The 23,431-nt window shown below is 72.6% G+C and carries 19 protein-coding genes; 4 read left to right on the plus strand and 15 right to left on the minus strand.

The annotated features are described in order from the left end of the window. Window positions 1–309 precede the first annotated feature (309 nt). The 4 genes from FXF68_RS01475 to FXF68_RS01490 all read right to left on the minus strand — a co-directional run bounded on the left by FXF68_RS01475 (window position 310) and on the right by FXF68_RS01490 (window position 2,625). A complete protein-coding gene (locus FXF68_RS01475) occupies window positions 310–747 on the minus strand; it encodes a Crp/Fnr family transcriptional regulator (protein ID WP_148757001.1) in 438 nt (145 codons plus the stop codon). Continuing rightward, on the minus strand, window positions 722–1,192 hold the full coding sequence (locus FXF68_RS01480) for a hypothetical protein (protein WP_148757002.1): 471 nt from the start codon (window positions 1,190–1,192) through the stop codon (window positions 722–724). Before FXF68_RS01480 ends, FXF68_RS01475 begins: the two co-directional genes overlap by 26 nt. Continuing rightward, entirely contained in the window at window positions 1,189–1,884 is a 696-nt protein-coding gene (locus tag FXF68_RS01485) for a Crp/Fnr family transcriptional regulator (protein ID WP_148757003.1), read from the minus strand. Before FXF68_RS01485 ends, FXF68_RS01480 begins: the two co-directional genes overlap by 4 nt. A gap of 138 nt (window positions 1,885–2,022) precedes the next feature. After that, window positions 2,023–2,625, minus strand: coding sequence for a TetR/AcrR family transcriptional regulator (locus FXF68_RS01490; RefSeq protein ID WP_148757004.1), 603 nt, complete (start codon window positions 2,623–2,625; stop codon window positions 2,023–2,025). 169 nt (window positions 2,626–2,794) lie between these two features. On the opposite strand from FXF68_RS01490, the gene FXF68_RS01495 reads away from it, so the two are divergent. Further along, window positions 2,795–3,499, plus strand: a complete 705-nt coding sequence (locus FXF68_RS01495; RefSeq protein ID WP_187437655.1) for a hypothetical protein — start codon at window positions 2,795–2,797, stop codon at window positions 3,497–3,499. Window positions 3,500–3,570: 71 nt separating this feature from the next. Here FXF68_RS01495 and FXF68_RS01500 read toward each other — a convergent pair whose 3' ends face one another. Beyond that, a complete protein-coding gene (locus FXF68_RS01500) occupies window positions 3,571–5,346 on the minus strand; it encodes a CocE/NonD family hydrolase (protein ID WP_187437656.1) in 1,776 nt (591 codons plus the stop codon). Between the two features lie 604 nt (window positions 5,347–5,950). On the opposite strand from FXF68_RS01500, the gene FXF68_RS01505 reads away from it, so the two are divergent. Further along, window positions 5,951–6,691, plus strand: a complete 741-nt coding sequence (locus FXF68_RS01505) for a phosphotransferase (RefSeq protein WP_148757006.1) — start codon at window positions 5,951–5,953, stop codon at window positions 6,689–6,691. A gap of 20 nt (window positions 6,692–6,711) precedes the next feature. On the opposite strand, the gene FXF68_RS01510 is transcribed toward FXF68_RS01505, so the two are convergent. After that, window positions 6,712–7,281, minus strand: coding sequence for a TetR/AcrR family transcriptional regulator C-terminal domain-containing protein (locus FXF68_RS01510; protein WP_148757007.1), 570 nt, complete (start codon window positions 7,279–7,281; stop codon window positions 6,712–6,714). A gap of 824 nt (window positions 7,282–8,105) precedes the next feature. Then, window positions 8,106–9,644, minus strand: coding sequence for a M4 family metallopeptidase (locus FXF68_RS01515; RefSeq protein ID WP_187437657.1), 1,539 nt, complete (start codon window positions 9,642–9,644; stop codon window positions 8,106–8,108). An 864-nt stretch (window positions 9,645–10,508) separates the two neighbouring features. Between FXF68_RS01515 and FXF68_RS01520 the strand changes: the two genes are divergently transcribed. After that, on the plus strand, window positions 10,509–10,838 hold the full coding sequence (locus FXF68_RS01520; RefSeq protein ID WP_148757009.1) for a plasmid stabilization protein: 330 nt from the start codon (window positions 10,509–10,511) through the stop codon (window positions 10,836–10,838). A gap of 38 nt (window positions 10,839–10,876) precedes the next feature. Here FXF68_RS01520 and FXF68_RS01525 read toward each other — a convergent pair whose 3' ends face one another. The 6 genes from FXF68_RS01525 to FXF68_RS01545 form a co-directional block, all read right to left on the minus strand. Beyond that, the gene (locus FXF68_RS01525) at window positions 10,877–12,583 is read right to left on the minus strand and encodes an ATP-binding cassette domain-containing protein (RefSeq protein WP_148757010.1); all 1,707 of its coding nucleotides are present in this window, start codon (window positions 12,581–12,583) and stop codon (window positions 10,877–10,879) included. Next, complete coding sequence (locus FXF68_RS01530; RefSeq protein WP_148757011.1) at window positions 12,580–14,361, minus strand: ATP-binding cassette domain-containing protein; 1,782 nt, start codon at window positions 14,359–14,361, stop codon at window positions 12,580–12,582. The genes FXF68_RS01525 and FXF68_RS01530 overlap by 4 nt, the downstream gene beginning before the upstream one ends. 147 nt (window positions 14,362–14,508) lie before the next feature. Continuing rightward, on the minus strand, window positions 14,509–14,661 hold the full coding sequence (locus tag FXF68_RS42000; protein WP_169809416.1) for a VenA family class IV lanthipeptide: 153 nt from the start codon (window positions 14,659–14,661) through the stop codon (window positions 14,509–14,511). Between the two features lie 6 nt (window positions 14,662–14,667). After that, a complete protein-coding gene (locus tag FXF68_RS01535) occupies window positions 14,668–16,569 on the minus strand; it encodes an alpha/beta hydrolase family protein (RefSeq protein ID WP_148757012.1) in 1,902 nt (633 codons plus the stop codon). Further along, window positions 16,566–19,511 carry a class IV lanthionine synthetase LanL gene (gene lanL, locus FXF68_RS01540; protein WP_148757013.1) on the minus strand — a complete coding sequence of 982 codons (2,946 nt, stop codon included), beginning with the start codon at window positions 19,509–19,511 and terminating at the stop codon, window positions 16,566–16,568. Before lanL ends, FXF68_RS01535 begins: the two co-directional genes overlap by 4 nt. 572 nt (window positions 19,512–20,083) lie before the next feature. Continuing rightward, complete coding sequence (locus FXF68_RS01545) at window positions 20,084–20,656, minus strand: TIGR03086 family metal-binding protein (protein ID WP_148757014.1); 573 nt, start codon at window positions 20,654–20,656, stop codon at window positions 20,084–20,086. Window positions 20,657–20,823: 167 nt separating this feature from the next. On the opposite strand from FXF68_RS01545, the gene FXF68_RS01550 reads away from it, so the two are divergent. Then, window positions 20,824–21,270: a DoxX family protein gene (locus FXF68_RS01550; protein ID WP_148757015.1), complete on the plus strand. Its 447-nt coding sequence runs from the start codon at window positions 20,824–20,826 to the stop codon at window positions 21,268–21,270. 186 nt (window positions 21,271–21,456) lie between these two features. Here the strand turns inward: FXF68_RS01550 and FXF68_RS01555 are convergent, their stop codons facing one another. Both FXF68_RS01555 and FXF68_RS01560 read right to left on the minus strand, forming a co-directional pair. Continuing rightward, a complete protein-coding gene (locus FXF68_RS01555; RefSeq protein ID WP_246178170.1) occupies window positions 21,457–22,416 on the minus strand; it encodes a hypothetical protein in 960 nt (319 codons plus the stop codon). A gap of 42 nt (window positions 22,417–22,458) precedes the next feature. Next, the gene (locus tag FXF68_RS01560; RefSeq protein WP_148757016.1) at window positions 22,459–23,310 is read right to left on the minus strand and encodes a maleylpyruvate isomerase family mycothiol-dependent enzyme; all 852 of its coding nucleotides are present in this window, start codon (window positions 23,308–23,310) and stop codon (window positions 22,459–22,461) included. Window positions 23,311–23,431 lie beyond the last annotated feature (121 nt).

Genomic DNA, 23,431 nt, shown 5'->3' on the forward strand with positions numbered 1-23,431 from the left:
GGGACCTCGTGGGGCTAGCGGCCGGGGACGGTGGGGACGGTCCGGCCGCCGGGGCGGCGGTGAGGTCGGCGGACGTGGGGAGCAGGACGCGCACCGGAATGAACACGCCGGACAGCTCGAGCCGGAGGCGGGTTGCTCCCGGTCACCTGCAGGCTCATCGCCAGTCACCGACTGGACGGGTGTCTTCGCTGGGTGTTCGTTGTACGCTCATGGGTGGACTCCTAGACATTCTGTCGCACGGGATGGACGGGAGTAGCCGTTACGGCGGCCTCTTGCTGACCCCAAGGGGCCGCCCTCGGCGTTCATGGGCTAGGGCGGCTGCACATCCACGCGAGCGAACCGCTCGCAGAGGATCCGCAGGAACTGGAACGCGGTGTCGCTGCGATGGCTCAGCAGGAAGCCCTCGAACTCCTCCACGGGTAGGACCGCCGCTTGGACGGGCGTCGTCGCGACGGCGGTCGCCGAGCGCGGTCGGCGGCCGAGCGCCGAGACGGCTCCCAGCAGGGAGCCGGGGCCTGAGATCTGGGGCGGCCGGTCGCCGGCACCGGATCCGACCTCCACCTCGCCCGAAAGCACGATCATGACGGTGGTGTCGTCCTCGTCCTGCCTGAACAGCGTCGTCCGGGCGGGCCAGATCCGGCGCAGCCCGCGTCGCAGCAGGTCGGCGCGTTCGGCCGGGGAGAACATGGGGAGGAAGTCGGGCAGGACGCCGACGAGCCTGTCACTGGCTGCTGGCACGCGAGCCATAGCCGGCCTCCTCCCGCAGCCGTCCGCTCAGGGTGGAGATGTCGAAAAGGTCCTTCGGGCGTCGCAGGCGCAGCTTGTAGGCCAGGACGTCCCGCAGCGGGGCGAACCGGAGGCCCGCGAACACGTCGGCGTCGGCGATCAGCTCGTCGGCGTGGCGGGAGCCGGGGATCCACTGCCGGGAGAACTGGAGCCGCGGGCCCCACAGCGAGACGATCAGGTCGCCGCTGTACCGGCCGCGGCCGTGCACACCGCGCGCGTGGACGTAGTCCCAGACCTGGTTGCGGGCCACGATGTCGAGGTCGCTGACGCCGCTGCGCAGGCCGTGCGCGAGGAGCGGACCGCTACCGAAGATGACGAAGTCGTCGGGGTCGAGGTCCATGGCGGCGAGCCGTCTGAGCAGGGGGTGCTCCAGCAGCCCGGCGGGAGAGCCGTTGTCGTGGGTCATTCCGCCGTGTCCCTTCGAGCGGAGGCGGTCCGGTCGCCCGTGGCGATCCTGCGGAGGAACGGGACGTCCTGGATGATCACCCGGCGCCGCCCGGTGCGGACGAGGTTGCCGTCCCGGAAGATCTTCATGATCTTCTTCACCGACTCCACGGACAGGCCGGAGACCTGCGCCAGCTCCTCGTGGTCGAGCTCCAGCAGCACCCCGGTGGCGTGCTCGTCGCCGAGGCCGCTCTCGATGAGCTCCTGCAGCGCCAGGGCGAGGCGCGGCTCGGCGGCGAGCTCGGTGTGGGTCAGCCGGGTGTCGGCCTCCCCCAGGCGGCTGGTCAGCATGTAGATGAGGGCGTCGAGGACCCGCGGGTTCTCGTCGACGAAGTCGTTCCACTGCGTGGCGGACAGGTGCAGGACCTCGACGTCGCCGATCGACCAGACGTTGGCCGAGCGCGGCGAGCCGTACCGGGCCGAGGACTCGCCGACGGGCTGGAGGCCCTTGCGGATCCCGATGAGGCGCTCGGGCGCGCCCTTCGTCACCTTGAGGTGCCCCTTGAGAGGGACGAGCACGAAGTTCGTCCACTCGCCCTCCTTGAAGAACAGGTGCTTCGGAGGGCGCTGGAGGATCTGGCCCTCCTTCTTCAAGATGGCGAGCTGCTCGTCGGTGAAGAAGGGTTCCCCTGGCTTGTACCGATCCGCTGCCATGTGCCTAAAGGTATTATTACCTCTAGCGAAGCGCAAGACATCGCACCAAGAAGATGGCCGAAGACCGGATGATTCCGGGTTGCGACCCTGACTTCGGCGTGGCCCGGGCACTCTAGCCACAGGCCGTGACACCGCCGCCTAGCGGCCGACCGTCCCGTCGCGACCGGACGGCGCCAGCCCCTCGAAGGCCGTGTCGATGATGTCCGCCACCTGCTCGGACGTGACCGGACGGGTGCGCAGCAGCAGGCGGTAGTACAGGGGCGCGTACAGCATCTCGACGACGGCGTCCACGTCGACGTCCGCGCGCAACTCCCCCTGCTCCCGGCCGCGCCGCAGCCGTTCCGCGCACGCCTGGGCGCGCGGCTCGATCATGACCTTCCGGAGGGACGCGGCGATCTCGGGGTCCTCCTGCGCGGCCGCGATGAGGCTGACGTACGGCGCGAAGTCCGCGCTGGCGAACGCCTTCGCGACGACGACCATCTGGGTGCGCAGGTCGGCGCGCAGGTCGCCGGTGTCGGGGAAGTCGGTCGTGGTGTTCACGCGCTCGTTGAGCGCCTCCTGGACGACGGCCGCCTTGGACCCCCACCAGCGGTAGATCGTCTGCTTGCCGACCCCGGCCCGCTTGGCGATCTCCTCGACAGTCGTCTTCGCGAGGCCGCGTTCGCGGCAGAGGTCGAGCGCCGCGGCCAGGATCGCCTGGCGCGACCGCTCGCTGCGCCGCTGCTCGTTCGGCGTGCTCATGCCCGGAATCCTATACGAGACGAGACGGAGCGTCTTGACACAAGGATGGCGCCTTCCTATCGTCGAGGCGAAACAAGACGAGACGTCTCGTCCAGTTCTTGGGCCGTGCGCCGGTCGGCACCCGGTCCGGACGACCGGGTCCCGGAAGGGCCAGTGAAGGAGGCTCGCCGTGAGCGAGACATCAACCCGCAGGTACGCCGGCCTGTTCGGCGTGGTCGCAAGCCTGTTCATCATCGTCCAGGTGCCCCTGTACTTCCTGTACTCCGGGGCGCCGCCGGACTGGAACATCCTCACCCGCAGCCTGATCGGCATCACCGGCTGCACCTTCTACGTCGTCTACTTCATCGGGCTCCGCCAGCTCATCGTGCGGGTCAGTCCGGCGCACGACTGGCTGGGGTCGGTCGTGCAGATGGCGGGGCTGCTCTGGGTCGCCATGGTGTTCGTGCCGCAATCCATGGAGGTCGGGGCGGCCATCTCAGTCCAGCACGACATCGACACCACGACGGAGGGCCCGTTCGCGGCGGCGCAGTACCTGATGCAGGGCGGGATCTCGCGGCTGCTCATGGCCCTGTTCCTGGTCGCCTTCGGGATCGCGGTCCTGCGGCTCAAGCTGCTGCCCGCGTGGGTGGGACGGTCGGCGTTCGTCGTCGCCGCGATCAACCTGGCGTTCGTCCCGGCGGTGTACTTCGGCGACGACGCGGCCGACTTCTACAGCGCGCAGGGCTGGGGCACCACGGCCAGCATGGGCGCGCTTTGGAGCGTCTGGACGCTGGCCGTGAGCGTCGGCATCCTGCGGAGCGCGCGGAGCACGACCACGGTGCCGCGGGCGTCCGCCGTCCGGTCCGGGCAGCGGATGGCCACGCATCTCGGCTGAAAGCGGCGGTGGAAAGAAGGTGCCCGGGCGTTTCCGCCCGGGCACCTCTCAGTCGCGAACGCCCCGGCCCGTCAGTCGATGGGGGTCGGGATGATCGGCAGGGTGATCGAGGACGGGTGCTCGGCGTCGTGGTAGATCGTCTGGGCGGCGGGCTTCGTCCGGTCGTCGTCGCCGAACTGCGCCCCCGTGTTCGGGTTGCGGTCGTACATCGGGAAGTTGCTGCTGGAGATCTCCAGCCGGAGGCGGTGGCCCGCCTTGAAGACGTTGCTGGTCGGCCACAGCTTGATCGTGTACTTGTAGACCTTTCCCGGACGGATCAGCGACGGGCGTTCGAGCGAGTCCCGGTACCGGGCCCGCTGGATCCCGTCCCGGACGAGCATCGAGGTGCCGTCCGGCCCGACGTCGGTGATCTTCGCCGTCCAGTCGGTGTCGCGCGCCGAGGACGAGGCGTACAGCGTCACCGAGATCGGGCCGGTGACCTCGGTGTCCTTCGCCAGCCGGGGCGTGTTGTAGACGAGGACGTCCGGCCGCTGCTCGATGAGCCGCTGGTCCTGCGGGCCGCCGGGCACCGAGCTCTGGAAACGGCCGCCGAAGCTCGGCACCGGGTTCTCCGGGTCGTAGCGGTACCGGTCGGCCGTCTCGGCGGCCGGCGCGGTGGTGCTGAGCGTGCCGCCGCCGGTGATGGTGTTCGCGTCGCCGTTGCTGTGCAGGTAGTACTCGGTGAACGCGGTGCCGGGGATAGGCCAGGAGTCGGCGGTGCGCCACTTGTTCGCGCCCATCACGAATATCTTCACGGCGGGGTCCTTGTCCACGCCGTTGTCGACGCCCTTGAGCCAATGGTCGAACCAGCGGAACTGGACCTCGTCGATCGACACGACCGCTTCCGGGCCGTAGTCGAGCGCGCCGACCCTGCTTCCGGAGCTTCCGTGCGTCCACGGCCCGACGAGCAGTTTCGTGCCGTTCCTGGCGGTGGCCGAACCGCCGCGGGCCTGCATTCCGGCGAAGTTCTCGACCGTCCCGTTCAGGAAGATGTCGGACCAGCCGCCGTAGTTCAGGGCCGGGACGGTCACCTTCGGGTACTTCTCGCGGATGCTCCACCGCTTCCAGTAGGAGTCGAAGCTCGGGTGGTCGACCCAGTCGTAGAAGTACCGCGCGACGCGCTTGTCCTTCGGGTAGAGCGGCGGGAATTCGTTCAGCGGCAGATGCCAGTACCACTTGGCGAACAGCGCCCGCGACGCCTGGCTCATCTCCGCCGACAGCTTCGGATAGTCGGGGAGGCGCTGGATGGCGCCCCTGGAGAGGAAGCTCAGCGGCCAGTCCTCGGTGAACGACTGGTACAGCGCGCCGCCCTCATAGGTCCAGCCGTCGTAGATGTCGGACGACGTGAACGCCGGGACGATCGTGACCAGATGCGGCGGCGTGAGGGTCGCCGGAAGCCATTGCGTGAGCCCCGGATACGAGAACCCGTACATGCCGACCTTGCCGTTGGAGTGCGGCAGTTTCGCGGACCATTCGATGGTGTCGTAGCCGTCCTCGGCCTCGTACTTGTAGGCGTAGAACTCGCCGTCCGACTTGTACTGGCCGCGGACGTCCTGGACCACGACGAGGTAGCAGGCGGAGGCATAGCGGTCGGGGTTGGCGTAGAAGATGTTCTCGGCGCCCTCCTTGTTATAGGGCAGCCGCATCAGGATGACGGGGAAATTCCCCTCGCCCTTCGGGGTGAACACGTTGGAGCGCAGGACGGTCCCGTCGCGCATGGTGGCCGGCACGTCCTTCTGGACCGTGTACTCGCACTGGTCCGCCGCCGCCCCTTTCCCGGCCGCGCCGGCGCCCGGGGCGACCGCCATTCCGCCCAGCACGAAGACCGCGGCTCCGAGAGACAGACGCCAGCTCCGCCTTCGTCCGCCCGCCCAGGTCATTCGCCGCTTCGCTCGCATCGCCGCATTCCCTTCCCGGTCGAGGCCGGTGGGCCGGTCGCCGGCCTTCCGGGGGGCCTCGTGCTCGCCCCTCGACCGCTCGACGTCGTCGGCCGGAGCATCGCATGATCATGTCCGCTGGTCAGGAGGGCGGCCGCGGCGTTGCGGCGAGTCACGGGCCTGCCGCGGCGAGCAGCACGGGCGCCTCCGCCGAACGGATCACCCCCTGCGACGAACGGGGTGTTCGCGAAGATTGCCCGGGTTTGTTGGTGCATTCCGGACGGTCGGGCACCGTCGGACGCACCGAACCGACCGTTCGCCGCTCGCCCCGGCCGATCACCGCTCGATCAGGGCCATTGGACGATCGCGCCGTTCAGAAGGTGCACTCGGCGTTCGGCGGCGTCCCGGACCTCCGGCCCGGCCGTGATCATGCCGCGCGGGGAGCCTATCCGGCACCGCGCCACCACGGCCACTCCGCCGCCCGCACGAGGGCGACGGGTGCCCGGCATCTCGTTCGGCCGGGCAGGATGGTGGGGTGTCCGAGTCGCCGTTGCCCGGTGGGTTCGTCAACGCCAGCGTCCGTGTGGGTGACACGGTTCGCCGGCGTCCCGCCGCACGGTCGGGATTCGTCCACGAACTCCTCGAACTGTTCGAGCGGGCCGGTTGGGAGGGCGCGCCCCGGTTCCTGGGGACCGACGAGCAGGGGCGCGAGGTGCTCGGTTTCCTCGACGGGCACGTGGCGTGGGAGGCGGTTCAGCCCGCCGGGGTCGAGGGCGACGAGAGTCTGGCGCGGGTTGCCGAGCTCATCCGCCGGTTCCACGACCTGACGGCCGCGACGTCGCTGGCCGGACGCGAGGAAGTGGTCTGCCACAACGATCTGTCGCCGAAGAACACGGTGTATCGAGACCTGGGCGCGGGGCTGCGGCCGGTCGCCTTCATCGACTGGGACCTTGCCGCTCCGGGGCGGCGCATTCATGACGTCGCGCACGCTTGCTGGCAGTACGTGAACCTCGGCCCTGACGTCACCGACGCGGGGGAGGCGGCGCGGCGCGTCCGGCTGATCTCCGACGCCTACGGGTTGGCGGACCGGAGCGAGCTGGTGGACACGATCCTCTGGTGGCAGGAACGCTGCTGGCGCGGCATCGAGGCCGCCGCCTTAGCCGGGGACCCGGCGATGGTCCGGCTCCGACGGGCCGGTGTCGTCACCGAAGTGCGAGCCGCGTACCGGTGGGTCGAGCGGCACAAGCGGCAGCTCGAATCGGCCTTGCGACCGTGAGCGGGTAGCCGTTCCTGCGGTCAGGGGGTTACGCGCATTCCCTGGACGAGGACGGCGGCGTACTCGTGGCGGGGCGGCAGCGCGTCGTCGCCGAGGAGCAGGAGCGTGAAGGCGTAGTTGAGGCAGGCGCCGATCAGCAGGCGGGCGGCGCCGACCGGGTCGGCGTCCGCCGCGACCCGGCCGAGCTCCTGCTCCTGCCGCAGGTAGTCGGCGACCGCGTGCTCCGCCTGGTGCGGGCCGAGCCGGCGCGGCCGCATCACCTGCCGCAGCCGGACGAGCTGCGCCGGGCTGGCCAATACCGCGACCTTGGCGGCGAGGACCTCGCAGTAGAAGTTGATGGTCGCCTCCGCGACCATCATCAGGTTCTTGCGGACGCCGGCGCCTCCGGCGTGCGCGAGGAGATCGGCGACGGTGCCGACGTAGACGGGCAGCCGGTCCTGCAGCAGCGAGAGGTAAAGGTGCAACTCACCGTGTTCGGCGCCCTGGACCGACCGCATGGAATGGCTCACCGCCTCGACCACGAGGCGCCGCACGCCATCGGCGGGACTCTCGGGCGCGGAACTCGACGCGGATGCCGGTTCGGGCTGCATGATCTCCCCAGGTCATTTGGCCTCCCCACCACGTGCGACGCGCCATCCTCGGTCGGAGGGCGGGCACCCGCGCATAAAGCCGCAACCGTCTAATGACCGGCATCGCGTGATGGCGAATCCAACATATGGGGCCACACCTTTTCTACGCAACGAAAACAAAATCTTGCCCGCCAGGAACTTGCCGGGCCGCGGCGCGGACCGTCCCCAGGCAGCACCTCCGCGCGGGCCGGATCCCCGGTTCGGCCGCCCCTCCGGGAGCGCGCGCGGGACCGTCACGACCGTCCGGCCGGTACGTCGCGCTGTCCCGCGCGCCCACCGGGTCTCACCGGGCCGATTCATGATCTCCACCTCGGCTTCGATACCGTTCATGGAATCGGCCCCTATTTAGCGACATATTCGTTCATGTGAGCTGCGTTTCACCGGTCAATAAACCGGAGTTCCGCCTCACGACGAATGGCCGGGCGGCCGTGGCGCGGAAGTCGCCGCGCGGCATCGTCCGCGCGCGAAGAGGGTGTGTGACCAGTCGCGTGACCGGTTCCCACAGGGCGCGCAAGCCCGTGGTCATCGTCCGTCGCGGGGCCGTCCGGTACGGCCTTCGTCAGGCCGCCGCGGCGCCGCACGAGCGTAAACGTTCAAAGGACCGCCAGGGCGGTGTGCGCCCGGACGGTCCGGTAATCCGAATGTCGATCTCGGCGAAGTCGAAATGTCCGGCCCGGCCCCGGCCGTCCATCCCCATCGGCGGAGGGGCCGGGCCGAACATGTCTCGGTGCGTGCGGCCGGGAGTCGCGCTCAGCCCGACCGGCTCCGGCACCGCGGCGTCATCCTCAGTGGGCCGTGCAGGTCGGCTCGCCGGACTGCGCGCCGAGGCTGACCGCGTCCCACGCGGCCTTGGTCTTGTTGAACAGACCGCAGGTCGAGTCGAGGTTCTTCGCGGCGGACAGCGTCAGGACGCGGTACCGGGGGTAGCTGGTACCGGAGGTCTTCATCGCCATCGCGTTGTAGAAGATCTTCGAGGCGGTCGAGACGCCGACGCCGGTGACCTGGCTGTTGTTACAGGTCGGGCTGGTCGGCTTGCCGCCACCGGGGTTGGAGCCCTCGGCGAGCAGGTAGAACCAGTGGTTGCCGGGCCCGGCCGCCTTGTGCACCTCCATGTTCGGGACGGAGCTGGAGTAGCAGTTCGGGTCGTTGTTGACCAGCGACGGGTTGTACATGTTGCGGATCGGGCCGCTGCCGGTGAGGTTGACCAGCTCGCCGACGGTGTAGTCGGGAGTGTCGGCCGGGTTGTTCAGGAAGGCCTCGACGGACGCGCCCCACACGTCGCCCACGAACTCCTGGGTTCCGCCGCCGGACATGCTGCCCGGGGTGAAGTTGTCCAGGCCGTGGCCGAACTCGTGGTCGACGACGTCGGTCGACGTGATCCACTGGTTCTGGTTGTTGTGGCCGAAGTCGGCCTCGCTGCCCGTCCAGTAGGCGTTGACCTGGTTGAGCCCGACGTACGCCGGGGACCAGCGGCCGCTGCCGTTCAGGCCGTTGCGCCCGTAGGACTTCAGCAGGTCCCAGAAGCCGGCGCCGGCGTACATGACGTCGACGCAGCCGGACTCCTTGTTGGTCTTGGAGGCACTCCCCCACAGGTCGTCCGGGCCGGAGAAGATCTGCTTGCCGCTGTAGTCGCCGCAGGTCAGCCCGGAACGGGCCGGGTCGCTCAAGGTGTACTGGCCGCCGGACTGGGTCGTCCCGATCGTCAGGTTCGAGCCTTCCCAGATGCCGGTGCCGGTGCCCGCGTAGACGAGCTCCTGCTCGGCGAACCGCTTGCCGGTGCGCGCGTCGACGTACACCTTCTTGCGGCTGTTCTCCTTGCCGTCGCGGCCGGAGACGGTCGCCTCCCACGCGAGGCGCGGGGTGCCCAGCGCGTAGACGACGAGGCGTGGCTTGACGGCGGTGCCGTCGGGCTTGGTCAGCGCGGCGCGGGACGTCTTCGCCGCCGCGGCCTGGCCGATCTTCGACGTGACGCCGACGTCGATGGCCTGCTTCTGCGCGACCGACAGGTCGCGGACCTCGCCCTGGTTGTTGGTGACGACCACGAAGTCGCCACCGACCACGGGCAGCCCGCGGTAGGTGCGCTCGTACGCGACGTAGTTCAGGTTCCAGGGCGTCCCGATCACCTGCGTGCGGACGAAGGCGTCGTTCGCGCTCGGGTGCAGCTCGGGGGCGCGGGCCGCGACGATCCGCTCGGCGGTCGCGCGGGCGGCGAGCGTCGGGTCGGGGGCGGCCGACGCGGAGGTCGCCTGCGCGACCAGCGGCGACAGCCCGGCCGCGGCGAGGGCGGCGGCGGCGGGGACCGCCAGGAGATGTGTGCGTTTCACTGCTGCATGCCTCCATCGACATGGGGGAGGCCGCCCCGCGGGGGGTTGGGGCGGCCGCAGGGCACGACGACCGCCGCCGGCGGGCCGGGCGCCCATGTCACGCGCGGGCCGGCGGGGAGTTGGCCGGTTCCTTACGGCGGACGGTGAAAATGCGGGGTGATCGGGAGCGGGCACCGGAGCGGGCGGACGGTTGGGTTGCGCCTTGCGAACACGAGAGTGACATCTGCGAATCCGAAAGGGGCCTTCCACTTCGGCATAGCTTCGCGCTATGGGGCGAGAACTGCGGCATTTTCGAATACCGGCCAGATAGGACTGCACGGACGCCCCGCCGAGGGCGATGCGCCCTGGTCCGCATTGGCGGCAGGGCCGCCGTCGCAGGTCGAACGGAGACATCTGCCGGATAGCGAGCCCGCTGGACGTCCTGCCCGTTCAGGCGCTCCTACCTGCGATGATGCAAGGCGTCAGAGCCTTGGTGTCAGAGCTTCTGGAGCGATCGATGACACCGGGGGCCTTCCGTTAATGGGTCCGTCCGGCGCAGCAAGATCATTGATCTTGAGAATTGCGCACACGCCGGCGAACCGCGACGAGGGAGACGGCGCACCCCCGCCGCGATCAGCGATTGAATGGACCGTGAATAACTGGATCGGCGAACTTGACGCCCCAATTGAAAAGTTGAAACATCGCGGTCGCGGACTCCGTGAAACCGCAGGCCAGTTGACCGTTCCAGCAACAATGGAAGTGCCCGGGAGCCGGCGCCGGCCCCGCTCGGGCGGGCCCATGGCCGGCAGCGGGGGACGCCATGACCTTCTGTTTCACATCCGTAGACGGGGAAGGGGTCTGGACAGGCGACTCAAGGAGGTTGAGATGCCGCAGCGGGCGTGGAGCAAGAAGCGCGAACGTCAGTACGAGGACATCAAGCGGTCCCAGGAGGAGCGCGGGGCCGGGAAGCGCCGGGCGGAGGAGATCGCGGCGCGCACCGTCAACAAGAACCGCGCGCGGTCCGGGGAGGCGAAGCAGAAGAGCGGGACGTCGACCAAGGACATCTCCCCGCAGCGCCGCGGCGGGCTCCGTTCCGGCGGGTCCGGCTCGCGCGGCCGGACGAAGGAGCAGCTGTACGCCGAGGCCAAGCGGAAGAACATCGAGGGCCGCTCGAAGATGTCGAAGGCGGAGCTGGAGAAGGCCCTCGGCGGCTGACGCCACCCCCGATCAGCCCCCCGATCCGCCGCCCCCGATCAGGTGTGCCAGTGGCCGACCAGCTCCGCGTACAGGGGGCTGCGGCGCAGCAGCGTCTCGTGCGTGCCGAGGACGGCGGACGGCCCGTCGAGGAGCAGGATCATATGGGCGCGCTCGGCGGAGCTGAGGCGGTGGGCGATGACGATCAGCGTGCCGCCCCGGTCGGCGAGGGCCCGCTCGGCGCGGGCCTCGGCGGCCGGGTGCAGGTGGCTGGTCGCCTCGTCCAGGACGAGGATCGGCGCGGGTGACAGGTAGGCCCGCGCCAGCGTGATGAGCTGGCGCTCGCCCTGCGAGAGCCCTCCGCCCCCCGGCGGGATCTCGGCGTCGTACCCGCCGAGCCGTTCGACCGTCTCCCCCAACCCCACGGCGTGGACGGCGTCGTCGAGCCGCGCCTTGCTCGCCTGCGGGCACAGGTAGGCCAGGTTGTCGCGCAGCGGCGCGGCAAAGATGTAGCTCTCCTGCGGGATGAGGGTGATGACCGTCCGCGCGTGGGCCGGGTCGAGGGGGACGCCGCCGAGGGTGACGCGCCCTCGCTGCGGCGTGAGAAGCCCGGTGAGCAGATTGGCAAGGGTCGACTTGCCGGTGCCGCTCGGACCGACCACGGCCAGGTGCGTCCCCTCCGGGACATAGAGGGAGAGGTCCTCGATCACCGGCGCCGCGCGCGGCGAGTAGGCGAACGTCACCCGCTCTGCCTCGACGTCGAAGGACTCGACCGCCGCCGGAAGCGCGGAAGGCGCCGGTGCCGCCGGGACGGCGCAGATCTCGGCGAGCCGTCCGAGCACCACGGCGAGGCTGAGCAGCAGCGTGCCGCCCGCGTCCACGAGGACGGTCACGGCCGGTTGCAGCCCCGTGACCAGGTAGGCGACCGCGCCCGCGATGTCGCCCGCCGTGAAGCCCTGGTGCGCGGTCAGGTACGGCGACAGCAGAAGCAGCGCCAACAACGGAAGGTGCACTCCGAGCGCGAGCACGGGCAGCCGGACGAGCCGCGTCCTGGCGTAGGCGCGCAGGGCCCGCGCCTGGGCGTCGACGACCTGTCCGACGGTGTCCGCCGCGCGGTCCTCGGCGGCGCAGGCGACGACGTCCCGGACGCCGTGCACGACCACCGCCGCGCTCTCCCCGATCTCCTCCGCGCGCAGCACGACGGCCCGGTAGCGGCGCACCTGGAGCCCGACGAACGCGCCGAACACCCCCACGCCGAGCGCCACCGACAGCCCGACGACCAGCGCGAGCCGCGGGGCGAGGAGGGTCAGCCCGACGAGCGCGGCGACGCCCGCCGACAGCAGTTGGCGGACGTTGCGCAGCGCCGCCCCGAGCAGCGCCCTGACGGCCTCCGCCTGCTCGGTGACCTGCGAGACCCCGGCGCCCGCCGCGTCCGGCGCGCCGCCGGTCATCCGGCGCAGCGCGGCGGACACGACCTCGCCGACCAGGGAGTCGCGGAGCGGCTCGACGGTCGCGGCGAGCCACGGGTAGACCCGGCCCGTCGCCGCCGCGCCGACGACGTACAGCGCGGCGAGGGCGGCCAGCCAGCCGAGGCCGGTCAGCGGGCGCCCGGCGAGGAACCCGTGGTCGACGGCGCGGGAGAGCAGGAGCCCGGACGCGAACACCGGGACGGCCTCGACCGCCGACCACGCGGCGAGCCGCCGCACGGCGGGCCACCGCCCGCGGACGTGCCGGTGCAGCAGGCGGGCGGCGGGCGGGGCCGTCATGCGCCCGCGGCCGGTTCCGGCGCGGCGGCGTCCGCCGGGGGCCGCGCGTCGAACACGGCGCGGTAGCGCGGGTCGGGCCAGAGCTCGGCGTGCGGGGCGAGCGCCCGGATCCGGCCCGCGTCGAGCCAGGCGACGAGGTCGGCGCGGGCGGCCGTGGCCGGACGGCGCGCCACGACCAGGCTGGTGCGCCCGGCGAGGACCCGCCGCAGCGCCTCGGTCACCTTCAGCTCGGTGGCCGTGTCGAGGCTGCTCGTGGCGTCGTCGAGGACGACGATCCGCGCGTCCGCGAGGGCGGCCCGCGCCAGCCCGAGCCGCTGCAGCTCGCCGCCGGAGAACGGGGCGCGGGCGAGGGGCGTGTCGTACCCCTCGGGCAGCGCCCGGACGAAGTCGTCGGCGGCGGCGGCCCGCGCGGCGCGGCGGACCTCGGCGCGCGTCGCGTCCGGACGGGCGTAGGCGATCGTGTCGTGCACGGTGGCGCCGAGCGGCGCGGGACGTTCGAAGGCGTAGGCGACGGCGTGCCGCAACCGCGGGAGCGGAAGCGCGGTCACGGGCACGCCGTCGAGCTCCACGTGCCCGTCGTCGGGGTCGAGGAGCCGTCCGATCGTCGACACGAGCAGGCTCTTCCCGGCGCCGGACGCGCCGACGACGGCGACGGCGGCGCCGGGCGGCACGTCCAGGTCGAGCCCGTCGAGGACGGCGCGGCCGCCGGCCCGGACGGTGACCCGCCGGAGGCGGAGCCGTCCGGGCCCGTCCGGGACGGGACGGGGCCGCGCGGGCGGCCGCACCGCTGGGACGGCCGCCAGGACCTCCTCGATCCGTCCCGCGCCGACCTGGCAGTTGAGCAGTTGGACGAAGGTGTCGAACAGCGACGCCGACGCGACCGCCATCGCCGCGTAGGACGCGCTCGCCACGAGCTGGCCGGTGCTGACGTCACCCGTCGCGAGCCGCACCCCGGCGACGCCGACGACCACGACCTGGGTGAGCGGGGCGAGCAGCGCCAGCCGCCGGCTCACCCGGCCCTGCACTTCCCAGGTCTCCCGCCCGGCATCGCGCAGTTCGGGGAGCGGCGCGAGGATCCGCCGGGCCTCGGCGGCGGCGGTGCCGCTGGCCTGGATCGTCCGGATGCCCTGCCGGGCGTCCAGCAGCCGGGTGGCGATGGCGGCCTGGCAGATCTGGTAGCGCGCGAACGGCTCGGTGGCCTGGACGACGAACACCCGCAGCGCCAGGACCAGCGGCGGCACGCTCGCCGCGAACGCGACGGCGAGCCACCAGTCGATCAGCGCGAGCGCGATCACCGCGCCCGCCGTGGACGCGGTCGCGGCCGCCGCCGCCAGCAGCAGGACGGGGAACGCCGCGGGCCCCGACGCGCTCTCGGTCAGCCGGGACAGGACGTCCCCCGTGGGAAACCGCCGCTGGCCCTGCGGCCCGAGGGCGAGGACGCGGCCGAGCATCCGGTGCCGGAGCCAGGCGGTGAGGTGGCTGCCGCAGTAGGCGCCGAGGACGTCCTCCCCCGCGTCGGCCAGGATCGCGACGCCGAGCGTCACCGCCAGCGCCGCCGTCGCCGCGCCGAGGCCCTCCTGCGCCTGCGCGGCGTCGATCGCCCGCGCGAGCATCACCGGCGTGGTCAGCGTCGCCGCGACGCGGACGGCGGTGAGCGCCGCGAGCACGCCCATCCGCACCCGGAAGCGGCGGACGGCGGCGCGCATCAGCCGCCGTCCCCCCGCGCGGAGGACGGCCGAGCCGCCGGGAGGCGCGACGACGGTCGGTTTCCGGACCACCCTGGTCGGCTCCGTTCCGTTCTGGCGGAAGTCTTTCTAGAATCAGAGGTGGGTCCGGTCACGGACCGGCTCTTGCCGGTCCGTGACCGGGGTTCTGCGGGCCGGGGTCTTCTCAGGGGTCCCGGATTCCGCATGGGATGCGTCGTACTAGCAGGTGACGCCGATGCAGATCGTGTTCAGCAGGGTCAGCAGACCGGTGCACGCGCACGTGCCGCCGAGCTGGACGCCGTCGATCTCGATCGGGTCGGTCTCCGGCAGCTCCTGCAGAGCGGCCACGAGGTCGCCGTCGAACGTGTCCATGGTGATTCACCTCCTTTCCTGGTCGATGGCGTAGGTCCGCTCCGCCGCGAGGCAGAACCGGACCACCGTTTCGCGCAGGACCGGGGGCCATGCCTGGACGACGCCGTGGTGGTCGCCGTCGGCCTCCAGGTAGTCGAAGTCGACTCCTTCGGTCCTGCCGAGTTCGAGGAGGCGCCGCCGCAGCGCCCGGGACTGCGCGACGGGGACGATCTCGTCCCGCGCGCCGTGGACGAGCAGCAGCGGCGCCGTGAGCGACGCGCATTCGGCCAGCACGTCGCGTCCCGGGCCGGGTTCGCCGCGGGCGGCGATCCGGCTGAGCCGGGCGACGCGGTCGCCGACCGCGCCGGGCGCGGCGGCCCGCAGGCCGTCCGCCGAGGTGAACGGCGCGAGGGCCGCGCAGCCCGACCACAGCTCCGGGAACCGGCACGCGGCGAGCAGCGCGAGGAACGCGCCGTAGCTCCCGCCGAGCACGACCGGGCGCGGCAGCCCCACGTCGTCGCGGTCGCGGGCGATCGTCCTGCCGAGGTGGACGACGTCGTCCAGGTCGGGGCCGCCCCAGTCGCCGAGGACGGGCCGCAGGTGCCGCTCGCCGTAGCCGGTGCTGCCCCGGTAGTTCGGCGCGACCACGGCCGCGCCCGCCGCCGCGAGGTGCTGGAACAGCGGCTCGAACTCGAACCGCCAGGCCGCGAGCGGCCCGCCGTGCAGCGCCAGCACCAGGCGGCGGGAGCCGAGGTCGCCGTAGACGATCGCCTCGATCGGGCCCGCCGGTCCGGGCAGCTCGACCAGCTCGGCGCGCCGCCAGCCGCGGCCCGCGCCGGGGGCCTCCGGGGCGAACGTCCAGGCCGGTCCCGCCGGTCCCGGCACCGGGCCGGGCGCGGTCGCGAGGGTCGGCGGACGGTGCGGCGCGGCGAAGCGCACGTGGATCCGGCCGTCGTCCGCCCAGCGGGCGGGGCCCCACAGCATGCCGCGCGGGCCGGGCACCGGGGTGACGCGGTCCGCGTCCGGCGTGTAGACGGCGAGCCGCGCCGAGGCGCCGTGGATCTCCCGGAGAAGGAGGTGCTCCCCGCTCGGGTCGAAGGTCAGCGGCGTCCGGAGCCGGGACGACCGGTTCAGCGTCTCCGGGAACCGGACGGGCCCGCCGTCCGGGAACCGCAGCCCGGTCTGCTGCGCCCCCGCCTGCTGGACGCCCGGCGACGTGGTGGTGACGGCCAGCGCGCCCGAACGCGGGCTGTACGCGGCGATCCGGTCGGACGTGGTGTCGGCCACCGACCAGACCCGGCGCCAGGAGCGTTCGCGCAGGTCGACGAGGATGCCGTCGGCGCGGCGTCCCGGCTCGGAGTGGTCGAGCGCGAGGGTGCGCCCCCGGTCGACCCACACGCCGCCCGACAGGACGCCGGGGATGCGCAGGACGGGTTCGAGCCCGGCGGCGGTGAGCCGCGAGATCCGCGAGTTCCGCTCGTTCTCGACGGTGACGAGCAGCGCCGTCCGGTCGGGACCGGCGAGGAGGAACCCGGCGAGCATGGACGGGACCTGCCAGGACCGCGTGATCCGCAGGCCCGCGCCGGCCGGTCCCGCCGCGAGGACGGTCCCGTGCCCGGCGGGCTCCCCGTGGTCGCCGGTCGCGGGCCGGACGACCAGGACGCGGCCGTCGTCCAGCGGGAGGACGGCGCAGGCGCGGCCGACGAGCGGCCCGTCGCCGGTGTGGTCGGAAGCGGCACCGCCGTCGGTGGAGGCGAGCGCGCGGCGGGCCGGCGCCGGACCCGCGAGGTCCCAGCGTTCGAGCGTGACGTCGTCGTGCACGGCGCTCAGGCACGCCGCCCACCGTCCGCCCGCGGAGAACGCGAACCCGAACCGGGTCGGGACCGGCGGCAGGTCCGGGACGGCGAGGTCCGGCGCGGCGGCGGTCACGAGAGCCGCCCGGAGCCGAGCGCCGCCGCGGGGACGCCCGCGTCGCCGGCGGCGGGGTCGGTCGCGAGGCCGGCGGCGCCGTCCGCCGTCCACATCCGGGCGCCGCCGTGCCGTAGTCGGAGCAGGAAGCCGAGGATGCCGCTCATGCCGTCGCCCCACGTCACCGACACCTGGCCGAACTCGTCGGGGAACACGAGGTGCCCGTCGCGGCGCGCCCGGTTCGCGAGGACGAGCTCGGCGAGCCGCCACGCGCCGTCGCGGTACCGGTCGTCGCCGGTGAGGGCCGCCATGTCGAGCAGGAAGTCGCCGTTGCCGGACAGCCCGTGGCACTGCCCGAGCGCGGCGCGCCAGCGGTTGTCCAGGACGGCCCGCGCCGCGCGCTCGGCGTACCGGTTGAACCGCTCGTCCCCGGTCGCCGCGCCGAGCCGCGCGAGGAACGCGCCGATCCCGGCCGCGCCGTGGCACCAGAACGGCGCGGTCGGCGCGTCGCCGTGCCCGGCGCCCCACATCGCGGCCCGGTCGGTGATCGTCGCCGCGTCGAGCAGGCTCTCCCCCACCTCGACGGCGAGGCCCCGGTAGTCGTCGCGCCCGGTCGCCTCGGCGCAGGCGATGAGGAAGCAGCCGACCCCGGCGACGCCGTGCGCGAACCCGTGGAACCGCTTCCCGGCGAGCTTGGACTCGTGCTGCGCCGGAGTGCTCCAGGACGGGCCGCCGGGGGCCGCCTCGACCCCGTTGACCAGCGCGTCGGCGGCGGCGACGGCCCGGTCGGCGTACCGCTCCCGTCCGGTGCGGGCCCAGAGGTGGAGCGCGGTCATGCCGAGGCCCGCCGTCCCGTGGGTGACGTCGGGGCCGGGGACGGCGAACGGCAGCCGGTCGGCGGTGGCGAGGGCGCCTTGCACGAGGTCGGGGGCGTCCAGCGCCAGGCCGGCGTCCAGCACGGCCCACGCGGCGCCCGCGGCGCCGAAGTACAGCCCGGCGGGACGGGCGGCGCCGTCGTCCAGCCGCGCGAGGATCCAGCGGGCCGCCTCGCCCAGGGCCGGGGGGAGGCCGGGAACGGCGGCGAGTTCATGGCACCGGACCAGCGCGCCGAGGACGCCCGCCGCACCGTGCTGGACGCTGCACGGATCGGGTGCGCCGTGGACGCACGACGCGGGCCACAGCGCGCCGCCGTTCCCGGGGGCCATGGTGGCGAGGAGGTGTCCGCCGATCCCGGCGACGGCCTGCCGGGCCTGCTCCCGCAGCCACTCCCGGCGGTCGTCCGAGCGCCCGGCGCCCCGCCGCTCCGCGCCGGTGCCCGCCGCGCTCGGGACCGCCGCGTCCGCCGCCGGCGCGCCCGCATCCTGGGCGCTGACGGCCGGTGCGCTCGCGGCCGGGGCGGACGCGGCCTCAGTGGTGGTTCGTGGGGTGGAGGTCTGGGGGGTGGCGGGCTGGAGGGCGGCCAGCGCTTCGCGCGCCTGGGCCGGGTTCCAGCGCCGGTCGGGGTCGTCGGCCGTCAGCCCGAGCAGCATCGGGATGACCGGCTCGGGCAGGTTCAGGCCGCGGGTGCGGGCGCGCAGCAGCTCCGCGAGCCGCTCGGCCAGCGGACGCGCCGCCGGGCGCTCGCCCAGCAGGTACGGCGGCCCGGCGGTGATCACGTGGCAGAGGGTGGCGCCGAGGCTGAAGTAGTCCGCCGTGCGGTGCGGGGACGCCCCGTCCATCTGCTCGGGCGCCGAGTAGCCGGGGGTGCCCGAGCGCAGCGGCGCGCCCGCGACGTCGTCGGCGGGCACCGCCAGTTCCAGGTCGATGAGGACGGGCGTCCCGTCCGGGCGGACCATGATGTTGTTCGGGTTGAAGTCGCGCACGATCAGCCCGGCGCCGTGCGCCGCGATCATCAGCCCGGTCAGCCGCTCCGCCATCTCCAGCGCGGCGGGCAGGTGCGGCCCCCAGCCGCGGACGACGATCAGGTCCGAGCTCCACTGCCGCAGCGCGGTCCCCGGGATCATCTCCTCCGCGAGGAACAGGTGGCCGCCCTGCGTGAACAGCTCGACCGGGCGCGGCGCCACCCCGAGGTGCGCGATGGCGGCGAGGGCCCGGTGCTCCGCGCGGAGGCTGTCGCGGATGTCCCGCCCGGTCTCGTCGGCGGCGACGTGCGGGCGCGCCTCCTTGAGGACGACCGGCTCGCCCGTCCGGGTGTCGAGCGCGCGGTAGACGCCGCCCTTGTTGGTGTGGCGGATCGCCTCGCGGACCGCGAAGCGCGTCCCGATGAGGATCTCGCCGCCCTGCCCGTCGCCGCCCTGCCCGTCGCCGCCGTGCCCGTCGCCGCCGTTCGCGGGGCGGTCGGGGAAGGGAGAGGTCACCCAGGAGGGCGGCTGGTACGTGCCGGCGCGCCGGTCCTCCACCGGGTTGCCGTCGGGGTCGAGGATCACCCAGGCGTAGAACCCGTCGTTGGTGATCCGGCGGTCCTCGACGAAGGCCCCGTACCGGTAGTGGACGAGGCTGCCCGGCGCGTACTGGCGGTCGGACAGGATGCGCGGCCCGGCGAGCCCCGCCGTCGCCTCGTGCAGCTCCGCCGCCAGGCGGACGGCCTCGTCGTCGCTCCTGGGGTAGACGGTGAGGAACTTGCCCGAGTGGCCGCGCGAGGTGTTCCGCGCGTTGAGCACCGCGACCTGGTCGTGGCTCGCCGCGAACTTGAACGAGGAGTCTCCGGCGAGGAGCACCCCGAGCGCCCGGCCGAGCACCTCTTCGGCCGACGCGGGCGTCGCCGAGACGTGCAGCTTCCACCCTTGCGCGGGACAGCCCCCGCCGTCGCGGGTGAGGTGCCGCCACATCGGGCTGCGGCGGACCGTCCAGCCGGACGGGGCGGGCAGCGCGGCGAGCGCCCGGTCGAGCACCTCGGTCAGGCGGGCGTCGCCGGACTCCGGAGCCGCCGCCCCGGAGAAGACGCTGAAATTGAATTCCGCCATGCTGGGTTCGCCGCCTCTTTCCCGTTCCGCCGGCCCCGGGTGGGCCTCGTGATGTGGCCGGTCCGCCCTTTTCTCGATCGATCATTTCCACCGATCAATGTGCGTCTCAGGGCGAACGAGGACACGGTAGCCACGAATCCCCGAAAAGCGCCAGAGGGGACTAACAAAGGATCTTTACTGCGGCGGAATAAAAATCTTACTCAGCAGAAAGTTGCGGAGTGACGAGTGTGACGACAGAGCCGGGCGAAGCCGGAGAGAAGCCTAGAATGTGAGCAATGTCCAGCTTTGCCAGCTGGCAGATCGGCGGGGCTTCCGCCAATTTGACTCCGAATCGGTTTTGGTTCGAGTCATGGCCGGAGACCGCCACGCACGCCGCTGGCACGGCGCCCTGAAGATGTGCTAGGAACCGTGCGCGAAGTGATCGACACACTGGTCAAAAGGGTCGTGACGGAGCACCCGGGCAGCCGTCCGACATGCCCACATCCCCTACCCCGTAAGCCTTTCCGAGGTTCGGCGAAGGTCACGGCGGCCGCCTCCATTCGCAAAGGGCGGGAGGCGGCACCAAGGTCGTTTCAGGCGGCCGACCAGAATGGATCGCGACCTATAAAACCTATCAGTTTGGTCTGGATATCGGCGTCGGCGGGGACGTCGACCCGGGCGCCGTACTGCCCCGAGGAGCGGAGGACGTCCTCCATTCCCTCCATACCGCCGAGGAGCCGCGCGCAGAAGTCGGGGTCGAGCCGGTCGTCCTGGCCGGTGGCCCGCGAAAGATCCCAGGTGTGCATGAACACGTCAGCGGTGTAGAACTGGTCGATCGCGGCATCGAGCGGCAGATTTCCGGTGTGCGGATTGCTGAATTCCCGGCCGGCCGTGGCGGGATCGTCCAGGACGGCCTGCACGCCGTCGCAATGGACCTGCCAGGCGGCGACGGGGTCGTCGTCCACCGAGGGGCCGTGCGGCAGCTCGATGCCCGTGCCGGACGCCAGGAACCCCGGGAACCATCCGGTCAGGTGCCGGACGACGTCGCGCGCGGTCCAGTCGGGGACCGGGGACGGGACGTCCCACGCCCGCACACCGCGGACCCTGTCGGTGAACAGCCCGGCGATGTGCCGGTGCCTCTCTGCCGGACGGTCGGGCAGCGCCATGGCGAACATCCCCTGCTCTATGGGGTCGACTGAATACCCGGCGGATCTTAGCCTCGCCCGCTCCGGTCGCGCCCCGCATTCGAACAAAAGTTCGTTCCGGAGGACCGATGAGTTTCGCGGACGCCCCTGGTCTGCCTTGGCGAGAACCCCCACCGAAGGAGAGAACGATGGCCGCCACCCGGACCCCCGCCACCGCCCAAACCCCTGCCACCGCCCAGACCCCCGCCGGCTCCGGCGTCCGCTGGCGGAGCCGGGCCCTGTGGGCCGTGCAGATCTTGCTGGCCGTGTTCATGGTCGTCGCGTCCGGCCTGCCGAAGCTGTTCGGCGAGCACACCGCCGTGCAGGTCTTCGAGGACATCGGCTGGGGCCAGTGGTTCCGCTACTTCACCGGCGCGGTCGAGATCGCGGGCGGCCTCGGGCTGCTGATCCCCCGGCTGTCCGCCGCCGCCGCGACCGGGCTGGTCGGCGTCATGATCGGCGCCGTGATCACCAACATCGGGCTCGGCAGCCCCGAGGTCGCGCCGTTCCCGGCCCTGCTCGGCGTCGTCTTCGCGGTGATCGCCTGGAACCGCCGCGAGAAGGCCCGCGGCCTCCTCGACCTGCTCCGCCGTTGAGCCAAGGCCCACTCCGGCCCGACCCCGGCCCGGTCCCGGCTCCGGCCTGACCCCAGCCCGGCCCGAGCCCGACCTCAGCCCAGCCCGACCCCGATCCCAGCACGGCCCGGCCCGGCCACGCTCGGATCGGCACGAGAGCCGACCAGGTCCCCCTGGTCGGCTTTCGGCGTCCGCTAACGAAAGGCTCTACGTCCAGGGCGCCCGCGGGTACCAGATGAGGTCGCGGGAGCCGAGGATCCGCACGTTCCAGTACAGGACGGTGAAGACGCCCGCGGTGAGCAGCGCGGCCGCCACCATGCCGGACGCGCGGCCGGGCTTCGCGGCCAGCCAGCCCTGGAGCCGGTTCCCGGCTAGCAGGACGACGGCGAGGAACAGCACAGACAGGATCACGATGTTGCCGAGCGACTGGAGGCTGAACGCCGCCGCGCCGTAGAGCGGGTTGTGGCTCTCGGCCGCGTCCCGGAACATCTGCCGGAACAGGGCGAAGGGGCGTCCGATCAGGAAGCCGCCGATGAGCGCGCCCATGACGACCATCGGGGCGTTCGGGTGCTTCGCCGAGAGCCGGGCCAGCGGGTCGGGGACGATGCCGAGCGCGGACAGCCCGAGGCAGATCAGCGTGACCCCGATGATCCCGAACACGATCATCGCCTGGGTCAGGCGCGGGGTCCACCCGTCCATGGTCTTCGTCGTCTGGAACTGCGGCATGTGGGTGCCGACGAGCCCGACGACCGCGCCGTAGGTGGCCGACACGGAGACCATGCCCACCGACAGCCAGCCCAGCGGCTTGAGCGCCTGGACGACGCGGTCGCGCTTGGACCGGCGTCCGACCATGGGGGCGAGCGCGCCGAACACGGCGATGTTGCAGGCGGTGAAGGTGCCCGCGACGCCGGACGCGAGCGCGAACGCGATGCCCGCCGTCGTCCCGGCGATGGGCGTGCCCTTGGCGTGGTGGCCGAGGAGGGCGTCGGCCACGTTGTCACCGATGGTCTGGTCGACGAACTCCGCCGACCAGACGACGGTGAGGAGGAATCCCGCGAGGACGCTGGCCGCGAGGACCAGCAGGCGCCTGCGGGGGAAGGCGCCGACGACGAACGTCGGCGCGGGCTTCGGGACGGTGATCGGCGAGGGTTCGGCTGCTCGGGTCACGGTGGCTGCCTCCGCATCGGGAAACGGGGGTGGGCGCACGGCTCAGCCGGGGAAGCGGACCGTGCGCATGAAGACGGGCAGCAGCCACGGGCGTCGTCCCCGGACCACCACCCGTCCGCTGAGGAGGGCGCGTGCCTTGCTGATGCGCCCGAAGAGCATCAGGCTGAGCGCGGGCGGGTCGAACGTCAGCCGGACGTCGACGTCGCCGCCCGGCTCCTCGACGAAGACCCGGCGGTCCTGGAGGACGATCGTCACCGGCGTCATGTACCTGGACCGGAACTCGACGGCGACGCGCCGCCGCGGCGGCGGCGCGGTCGAGTCCAGCAGGTGGCCGAGGCCGTTGCGGGTCATCCCCGCGACGAACAGCTCGAAGAACATGCCGATGTCGCCCGGCGGTATGGCCCAGTCCGCGCCGCTCGCGCGGGCGATGTCGCGGCCGTGGAGCTGGATCTCGTTCAGCAGGTGGGCGAGCAGGCCCGCCATCGGGACGCGCGCCCCGCCCAGCCAGTGGACCTGCTCGCCCGGCTCGGCGCCCGCGCTGACCTCCAGGACGTCCGCGACGTCGGCGCGCAGCGCGGCGGCGATGGCGGCCGGGTCGCGTTCGCGGAACTGGCCGAGCATCACCTCGTTGAGGTCGGCGACGGTGTCGACGGTGGCCGTCCGCAGCCCGTCCAGGCCGTCGAAGGGGAGCTTCTCGCCGGGGCCGCGGACGAGCGCGGTGTAGAGCCGCGCGATGGTCGCGACGTGCGCGGCGGTGTCGGCGACCGTCCAGTCCTTGGTCGCCATCGCGGCCGGGTCGGAGACGTCCGAGAGCAGGTCGCCGAACCGGCGGGTGGCCGTGTCGACGGCCCGTCGCGCGGACCGCAGGTGGTCGGATGTCACCGGTGCGGCCATGGGCGGCACGCTCCTCTCCGCCGAGCGGCGGTCCGCCGGGAATGCTTGTCGACTGCGACGGAACCCGAAGCGGAGGCGGCGGTCAAGACGGCCGGGGGCACTGCGCAAGCTCGGAGAAGAT

The organism is Actinomadura decatromicini (assembly GCF_008121305.1).
GTDB lineage: Bacteria > Actinomycetota > Actinomycetes > Streptosporangiales > Streptosporangiaceae > Spirillospora > Spirillospora syzygii.

Bases quoted from the DNA above. Each gene is read 5' to 3' on its own strand.
- FXF68_RS01500 (WP_187437656.1), bottom strand. From the start codon at position 5,346: ATGGCGGTCGCCCCGGGCGCCGGCGCGGCCGGGAAAGGGGCGGCGGCG.
- FXF68_RS01510 (WP_148757007.1), bottom strand. From the start codon at position 7,281: ATGCAGCCCGAACCGGCATCCGCGTCGAGTTCCGCGCCCGAGAGTCCC.
- FXF68_RS01525 (WP_148757010.1), bottom strand. From the start codon at position 12,583: ATGACGGCCCCGCCCGCCGCCCGCCTGCTGCACCGGCACGTCCGCGGG.
- FXF68_RS42000 (WP_169809416.1), bottom strand. From the start codon at position 14,661: ATGGACACGTTCGACGGCGACCTCGTGGCCGCTCTGCAGGAGCTGCCG.
- lanL (WP_148757013.1), bottom strand. From the start codon at position 19,511: ATGGCGGAATTCAATTTCAGCGTCTTCTCCGGGGCGGCGGCTCCGGAG.
- FXF68_RS01545 (WP_148757014.1), bottom strand. From the start codon at position 20,656: ATGGCGCTGCCCGACCGTCCGGCAGAGAGGCACCGGCACATCGCCGGG.
- FXF68_RS01520 (WP_148757009.1), top strand. From the start codon at position 10,509: ATGCCGCAGCGGGCGTGGAGCAAGAAGCGCGAACGTCAGTACGAGGAC.
- FXF68_RS01560 (WP_148757016.1), bottom strand. From the start codon at position 23,310: ATGGCCGCACCGGTGACATCCGACCACCTGCGGTCCGCGCGACGGGCC.
- FXF68_RS01480 (WP_148757002.1), bottom strand. From the start codon at position 1,192: ATGACCCACGACAACGGCTCTCCCGCCGGGCTGCTGGAGCACCCCCTG.
- FXF68_RS01485 (WP_148757003.1), bottom strand. From the start codon at position 1,884: ATGGCAGCGGATCGGTACAAGCCAGGGGAACCCTTCTTCACCGACGAG.
- FXF68_RS01550 (WP_148757015.1), top strand. From the start codon at position 20,824: ATGGCCGCCACCCGGACCCCCGCCACCGCCCAAACCCCTGCCACCGCC.
- FXF68_RS01490 (WP_148757004.1), bottom strand. From the start codon at position 2,625: ATGAGCACGCCGAACGAGCAGCGGCGCAGCGAGCGGTCGCGCCAGGCG.
- FXF68_RS01475 (WP_148757001.1), bottom strand. From the start codon at position 747: ATGGCTCGCGTGCCAGCAGCCAGTGACAGGCTCGTCGGCGTCCTGCCC.